This is a genomic window from Streptomyces sp. NPDC001219, from assembly GCF_053597915.1.
This window is the reverse complement of record NZ_JBSFJF010000139.1, coordinates 1-6,471: the sequence shown is the minus strand read 5'-3', so window position 1 is coordinate 6,471 and position 6,471 is coordinate 1. Positions and strand designations below refer to the sequence as shown.

The following is a 6,471-nucleotide window of genomic DNA, read 5'->3' as shown; positions in this document are numbered from 1 at the left end:
CTCGCCGATACCGCCCCCGACCGCATCGTGTACGTCGGGGACCACCCGGAGCGAAGCAGTCCGCACATGAGACCCCGGAGGCCCGTCCCCGCACCCACCAGCCCCGCGCAGCGGACCGGCCCCGCCGCAGGCGACCCCACCAGAACCCCCACGACGGGAAAGCCGACCGCGCGGGGCCGAGCAAAGCGCAGCGAACCGGCTACCCCCACGCCAAACGCCCACGTACGGTGAACTCATGACGAGCATCGGTGGAACCGAGATGGTCGACTGGAACCTCGCGGTCGCGACCGCGACCCGGTTCGTGCGGCCGGGCCCAGAGGTGAGCCGGGACGAGGCGCGCGCGATCGTCGCCGAGCTGCGCAAGCACGCCAAGTCCTCCGAGGCGCATGTCCGCGCGTTCACGCGGATGGCACAGCCCGACGCGACGGGCGAGGCGCCGCATGACACGCCGGTCCTCGTCGTGGACCGGCCCGGCTGGATCAAGGCGAACGTCGCCGGGTTCCGTGCCGTGCTCAAGCCGCTGCTGGCCAAGATGGAGGACCGCCGCCCGAACGGCCCCGGGGGCGCGGTGCTCGGCGCGGTCGGCGGCAAGGTGACCGGCGTGGAGCTGGGCATGCTGCTGTCGTTCCTGGCGTCGCGGGTGCTCGGCCAGTACGAGACCTTCGCACCGGCCTCCCGCGATCTGCCGGCCGCGGCCCAGGGCGGCCGGCTGCTGCTCGTCGCGCCGAACATCGTGCACGTGGAGCGCGAGCTCGAAGTGGCCCCGCACGACTTCCGGCTGTGGGTGTGCCTCCACGAGGAGACCCACCGCACCCAGTTCACCGCCGTCCCGTGGCTGCGCGACCACATCGAGGGCGAGATCCAGTCGTTCCTCTCCGAGACGGACATCGACCCGGGCACCCTCCTGGAGCGGCTGCGGGAGGCCGCCCAGTCGCTGGCCGGCGCCAAGCCCGAGGGCGAGGAGGGCGAGGACGAGGGCCGCTCCCTGGTCGACCTCGTCCAGACGCCCGCGCAGCGCGAGATCCTGGGCCGGCTGACCGCGGTGATGTCCCTGCTGGAGGGGCACGCGGACTATGTGATGGACGGCGTGGGCCCCGATGTCGTGCCGTCGGTCGCGGAGATCCGGGAGAAGTTCCAGAAGCGCCGGGCCAGTGGCGCCGGCCGGCTGGACCAGGCGCTGCGCAAGCTGCTCGGCCTGGACGCCAAGCTGCGGCAGTACCGCGACGGCGAGCGGTTCGTCAGCGCGGTCGTCGAGGAGGTGGGCATGGACGGCTTCAACCGGATCTGGACGTCGCCGAACACCCTCCCGACCAAACAGGAGATCGCCAAACCGGCGGACTGGATCGCGCGGGTGCACCGCAAGGCGGACGGGGCACCGTAGGCGAGCGGTGTGTGCTGGGCACGCCACGTGGCAGTAGAGCGCCCCTTCAATCACCCGTCTGAGGGACCGTTACGGATGGATAGGCGTGCAATGCTCGGGGAACCGCTCGCCTCTGTCACCATCTAGGCACTCTGTGTGACGAAGTGCCGTCCACGGCCCGAGGCTCCCCAGCTGAACGATTGGAAACGGACATGGGTCCCCATCCAGCGGTCGCCGCGATACGCCTGGCGGTCCGCCGCGTACTCCACGACGTGCTCACCCACCACTCCGCGCACGACCGGCACGAGCCCCCGCTCGTGCTCGTCGCGTGCTCCGGCGGCGCCGATTCCATGGCGCTCGCCTCCGCTCTCGCCTTCGAGGCGCCCAAGCTCGGGCTCCGCGCCGGGGGTGTCACCATCGACCACGGTCTCCAGGAGGGCTCGGACCTCCGCGCCGCCGAGGTCGCCCTGCGCCTGCGGGCACTGGGGCTCGACCCCGTAGAGGCCGTCGCCGTCGACGTGGGCGAACCGAACAAGGTGGCGCACGGCACCGCGTACCGGGGGAGCGGCAGCCGCCCGGCCGGCGGCCCGGAAGCCGCCGCCCGTGACGCCCGCTACGCCGCCCTGGACGCCGTCGCCGAGCGCCATGGCGCCACCGCGGTCCTCCTCGGCCACACCCGCGACGACCAGGCGGAAACGGTGCTGCTGGGTCTCGCCCGCGGCTCCGGGACCCGCTCGCTCTCCGGGATGGCCGCGACCAGCGGCCGGGACGGGCGCTATCGCCGGCCCTTCCTCGACGTGGACCGCCAGACCGCCCGTAAGGCCTGTCTGATCCAGGCGCTGCCCGTCTGGGACGACCCGCACAACGCCGACCCCGCCTACACCCGCTCGCGCCTCCGCCACGAGGGCCTGCCCGCGCTGGAGAAGGCGCTCGGCAAGGGCGTCGTCGAGGCGCTGGCCCGCACCGCCCAGCTCTCCCGCGACGACGCCGACGCCCTGGACGCCTGGGCCGCCGACGCCGAGGGCTCGGTGCTCGACGACAGCGGCTCCCTGGACATCTCCGCCCTGTTCGCGCTGCCCCCCGCGGTGCGCCGCCGGGTGCTGCGCCGGGCCGTGATCGGCGCCGGTTCACCGGCCGGTTCGCTCTTCGCCCGCCACATCGAGGAAGTGGACCGGCTGATCACGGCCTGGAGGGGGCAGGGGGCCATCAACCTCCCCGGGCGCGTGGGTGTGCGACGGCAGGGTGGCAGACTGGTGATTCGGCAGGGCTGAGCCGCAGACGCTGCCCCGCTTCCGAAGTCTCACGACTGACGCGAACACCGAACTGAGCGAGAGTGGCACGGGTGGACGACAAGGACATGGGTTCCGACCTTCAGTCGGTACTCATCAGCAAGGAAGAGATCGACGCGAAGCTGGCGGAGCTGGCCGCGAAGATCGACGCGGAGTACGCGGGCAAGGACCTGCTCATCGTCGGTGTCCTCAAGGGCGCGGTGATGGTGATGGCGGATCTGGCGCGCGCGCTGTCCACCCCCGTCACGATGGACTGGATGGCCGTGTCGTCGTACGGCGCGGGCACCCAGTCCTCCGGCGTGGTCCGCATCCTCAAGGACCTCGACACCGACATCAAGGGCAAGCACGTCCTGATCGTCGAGGACATCATCGACTCCGGCCTGACGCTGTCGTGGCTGCTGTCGAACCTCGGCTCGCGCGAGCCGGCCTCGCTGGAGGTCTGCACGCTGCTGCGCAAGCCGGACGCGGCCAAGGTCGCCATCGACGTGAAGTGGATCGGCTTCGACATTCCCAACGAGTTCGTCGTCGGGTACGGCCTCGACTTCGCGGAGAAGTACCGGAACCTGCCGTTCGTCGGTACTCTCGCGCCGCACGTCTACGGCGGCTGAGGCGTCCTGACGCTCGTCCGGCCGGGCGTGGCCGGACGGGTTGCGGCCGGTCCGCCGCGGCCCGGCGGGAACCCTTCGGGGTCTCCCGCCGTTGGAGCAGGGAGAGCGGAATCCCGGGCCGCATGTTCACCGTCGGCGCAGGCGCCGGGTGACAATGCTGGGGTACCGTCCGAAGGCAGTTCTTTTTTCGGGCCAGTAATACACCGTACGCAACGCACGACCAGCCCTACCAAGGGCGTTGTGCCTCACTGTGGCAGGAGGGACGGGGCCTCAGCGGCTCCGTATGGATGGACGTGAAGCGATACTTCCGTGGGCCGGTCATGTGGATCGTGCTGGCCGTCCTCGCCGTGGTCGTGTTGATGCAGGTCGTCGGCTCGTCCGGCGGCTACAAGACGGTGGACACCGGTCAGGTCGTCAAGGCGATCGCTGACAACAAGGTGAAGTCCGCCGAGCTGACGACCGGTGACGAGAACAAGATCAAGGTCGAGTTGTCGGGCTCCAACAAGGTTGAGGGCTCCAACAAGATCCAGGCGAGCTACATCGGCGACCAGGGCGTCGACGTGGCCAAGAACCTGCAGGCCAAGTACCAGACCGGCGAGATCAAGGACGGCTACACCGTCTCCCCGGAGAAGCAGAGCCCGTTCGTCGGCCTGCTGATCACGCTGCTCCCCTTCATTCTGCTTCCCATCGTCTTCCTGTTCCTGATGAATCAGATGCAGGGCGGCGGCTCCCGGGTGATGAACTTCGGGAAGTCGAAGGCGAAGCTGATCACCAAGGACACCCCCAAGACGACCTTCAAGGACGTGGCGGGGTCGGACGAGGCGGTCGAGGAGCTCCACGAGATCAAGGAGTTCCTGCAGGAGCCGGCGAAGTTCCAGGCCGTCGGTGCCAAGATCCCCAAGGGCGTGCTGCTGTACGGCCCGCCCGGAACGGGCAAGACGCTGCTGGCGCGTGCCGTCGCCGGTGAGGCGGGCGTCCCGTTCTACTCGATCTCCGGCTCCGACTTCGTCGAGATGTTCGTGGGTGTCGGTGCCTCCCGGGTCCGTGACCTCTTCGAGCAGGCCAAGGCGAACGCCCCGGCGATCGTCTTCGTCGACGAGATCGACGCCGTCGGCCGGCACCGCGGTGCGGGCCTGGGCGGTGGCCACGACGAGCGTGAGCAGACCCTCAACCAGCTGCTGGTCGAGATGGACGGCTTCGACGTCAAGGGCGGTGTGATCCTGATCGCCGCCACGAACCGTCCGGACATCCTCGACCCGGCGCTGCTGCGCCCCGGCCGTTTCGACCGGCAGATCGCCGTCGACCGTCCGGACCTGCAGGGCCGTCTGGAGATCCTCAAGGTCCACCAGAAGGGCAAGCCGGTCGCGCCGGACGTCGACCTCTCGGCCGTCGCCAAGCGCACCCCCGGCTTCACCGGCGCCGATCTGTCGAACGTCCTGAACGAGGCCGCGCTGCTGACGGCCCGGGGCGACGAGAAGCTGATCAACAACCACTTCCTGGACGAGGCGATCGACCGCGTCGTGGCCGGACCGCAGAAGCGGACCCGGATCATGTCCGAGAAGGAGAAGAAGATCACCGCGTACCACGAGGGCGGACACGCCCTGGTCGCGGCGGCCTCACCGAACTCCGACCCGGTCCACAAGATCACGATCCTGTCCCGCGGCCGGGCCCTGGGCTACACCATGGTCCTGCCCGACGAGGACAAGTACTCCACCACCCGCAACGAGATGCTCGACCAGCTGGCGTACATGCTGGGCGGCCGCGCGGCGGAGGAGCTGGTCTTCCACGACCCGACCACGGGTGCCGCGAACGACATCGAGAAGGCCACCGCCACGGCCCGCGCGATGGTCACGCAGTACGGCATGACCGAGCGGCTCGGCGCGATCAAGTTCGGCACCGACAACTCCGAGCCCTTCCTGGGCCGTGAGATGGGTCACCAGCGCGACTACTCGGAAGAGGTCGCCGCGCTGGTCGACGAGGAGGTCAAGAGCCTCATCGAGACCGCGCACAACGAGGCGTGGGAGATCCTGGTCGAGAACCGCGACGTGCTCGACAACCTCGTGCTGACGCTCCTGGAGAAGGAGACGCTCGGCAAGGAGGAGATCGCCGAGCTGTTCAAGCACGTGGTCAAGCGCCCGGCCCGCCCGGCGTGGACCGGCTCGTCGCGCCGTACGCCCTCCAGCCGCCCGCCGGTGCTGTCGCCGAAGGAGCTGGCCCCGGCCAACGGCTCGGTGACCACCACCGCCACCGTCTCCACGGAGAAGGCGGAGGCGCCCGAGGAGCAGCGGCCCGAGAGCTGATCCCGGCAGCCCTCCGGGGCCCTGGAATAGATGCCGCGCCACCCCGGTTTAGTCTGGGGGGCGCGGCATTCCGCGTTTCCACCGCGATTCGAGCGGGCGCAGAAGGAACGAGGCACCACATGACGGACCCTGTGACGCTGGACGTCGGCGGCAAGATCGGCACGTTCGACGAGAAGCGGGCCGAGAACGCCGTTCGCGAACTGCTCATCGCGGTGGGCGAGGACCCGGACCGCGAGGGGCTGCTGGAGACGCCGGCGCGGGTGGCACGGGCGTACAAGGAGATCTTCTCCGGCCTGTGGCAGAAGCCGGAGGACGTGCTGACGACCACCTTCGACCTGGGCCACGACGAAATGGTGCTGGTCAAGGACATCGAGGTGGTCTCCAACTGCGAGCACCACCTCGTCCCGTTCGTCGGTGTGGCGCATGTCGGCTACATCCCGTCCACCGACGGCAAGATCACCGGGCTGTCCAAGCTGGCCCGGCTGGTCGACGTGTTCGCGCGGCGCCCGCAGGTCCAGGAGCGGCTGACCACGCAGATCGCGGACTCCCTGATGGAGATCCTGGAGCCGCGCGGCGTGATCGTCGTGATCGAGTGCGAGCACATGTGCATGACCATGCGCGGGGTGCGCAAGCCGGGTGCCAAGACGACGACCTCGGCCGTGCGCGGCCAGCTGCGGGACGCCGCCACCCGCGCCGAGGCGATGAGCCTGATACTCGCCCGCTGAGACACCGGGCCGCGGGCCCGTACGGTCGCCTGCCGTACCTGGACGGCGGCCTCGCACACACAACCGGACGGGGGGGGCCCCGGGGGGGGGCGGCCGGGGGCGGGTCCGGGGGGGGGGGCGGGCGCCGCGCCGGGCGGACCGGAGCCCCGCCCCCCAGAAAGGCAGAGCCCACCTCAGTACAACAGAAAC

General features: G+C 70.1%; 5 protein-coding genes. All 5 read left to right on the top strand.

The genetic code is table 11. The features are described 5' to 3' along the window. The first annotated feature begins 235 nt into the window (after nt 1-235). The 5 genes from ACWC9R_RS36710 to folE all read left to right on the top strand — a co-directional run bounded on the left by ACWC9R_RS36710 (nt 236) and on the right by folE (nt 6,282). A complete protein-coding gene (locus ACWC9R_RS36710) occupies nt 236-1,381 on the top strand; it encodes a zinc-dependent metalloprotease (RefSeq protein WP_362610619.1) in 1,146 nt (381 codons plus the stop codon). 191 nt (nt 1,382-1,572) lie between these two features. Beyond that, complete coding sequence (gene tilS, locus ACWC9R_RS36705) at nt 1,573-2,631, top strand: tRNA lysidine(34) synthetase TilS (RefSeq protein WP_450738183.1); 1,059 nt, start codon at nt 1,573-1,575, stop codon at nt 2,629-2,631. An 86-nt stretch (nt 2,632-2,717) separates the two neighbouring features. Beyond that, nucleotides 2,718-3,257 (top strand): hypoxanthine phosphoribosyltransferase, encoded by a 540-nt coding sequence (hpt, locus tag ACWC9R_RS36700; protein WP_030077134.1) that lies wholly within the window; start codon nt 2,718-2,720, stop codon nt 3,255-3,257. Nucleotides 3,258-3,544: 287 nt separating this feature from the next. Further along, nucleotides 3,545-5,557: an ATP-dependent zinc metalloprotease FtsH gene (ftsH, locus tag ACWC9R_RS36695; RefSeq protein WP_450738181.1), complete on the top strand. Its 2,013-nt coding sequence runs from the start codon at nt 3,545-3,547 to the stop codon at nt 5,555-5,557. A 119-nt stretch (nt 5,558-5,676) separates the two neighbouring features. After that, on the top strand, nt 5,677-6,282 hold the full coding sequence (gene folE, locus ACWC9R_RS36690) for a GTP cyclohydrolase I FolE (protein ID WP_450738179.1): 606 nt from the start codon (nt 5,677-5,679) through the stop codon (nt 6,280-6,282). The last annotated feature ends 189 nt before the right edge of the window (nt 6,283-6,471 follow it).

Coding starts and splice junctions, on each gene's coding strand:
- ACWC9R_RS36710 (WP_362610619.1), top strand. CDS start 236: ATGACGAGCATCGGTGGAACCGAGATGGTCGACTGGAACCTCGCGGTC.
- tilS (WP_450738183.1), top strand. CDS start 1,573: ATGGGTCCCCATCCAGCGGTCGCCGCGATACGCCTGGCGGTCCGCCGC.
- hpt (WP_030077134.1), top strand. CDS start 2,718: ATGGGTTCCGACCTTCAGTCGGTACTCATCAGCAAGGAAGAGATCGAC.
- ftsH (WP_450738181.1), top strand. CDS start 3,545: ATGGACGTGAAGCGATACTTCCGTGGGCCGGTCATGTGGATCGTGCTG.
- folE (WP_450738179.1), top strand. CDS start 5,677: ATGACGGACCCTGTGACGCTGGACGTCGGCGGCAAGATCGGCACGTTC.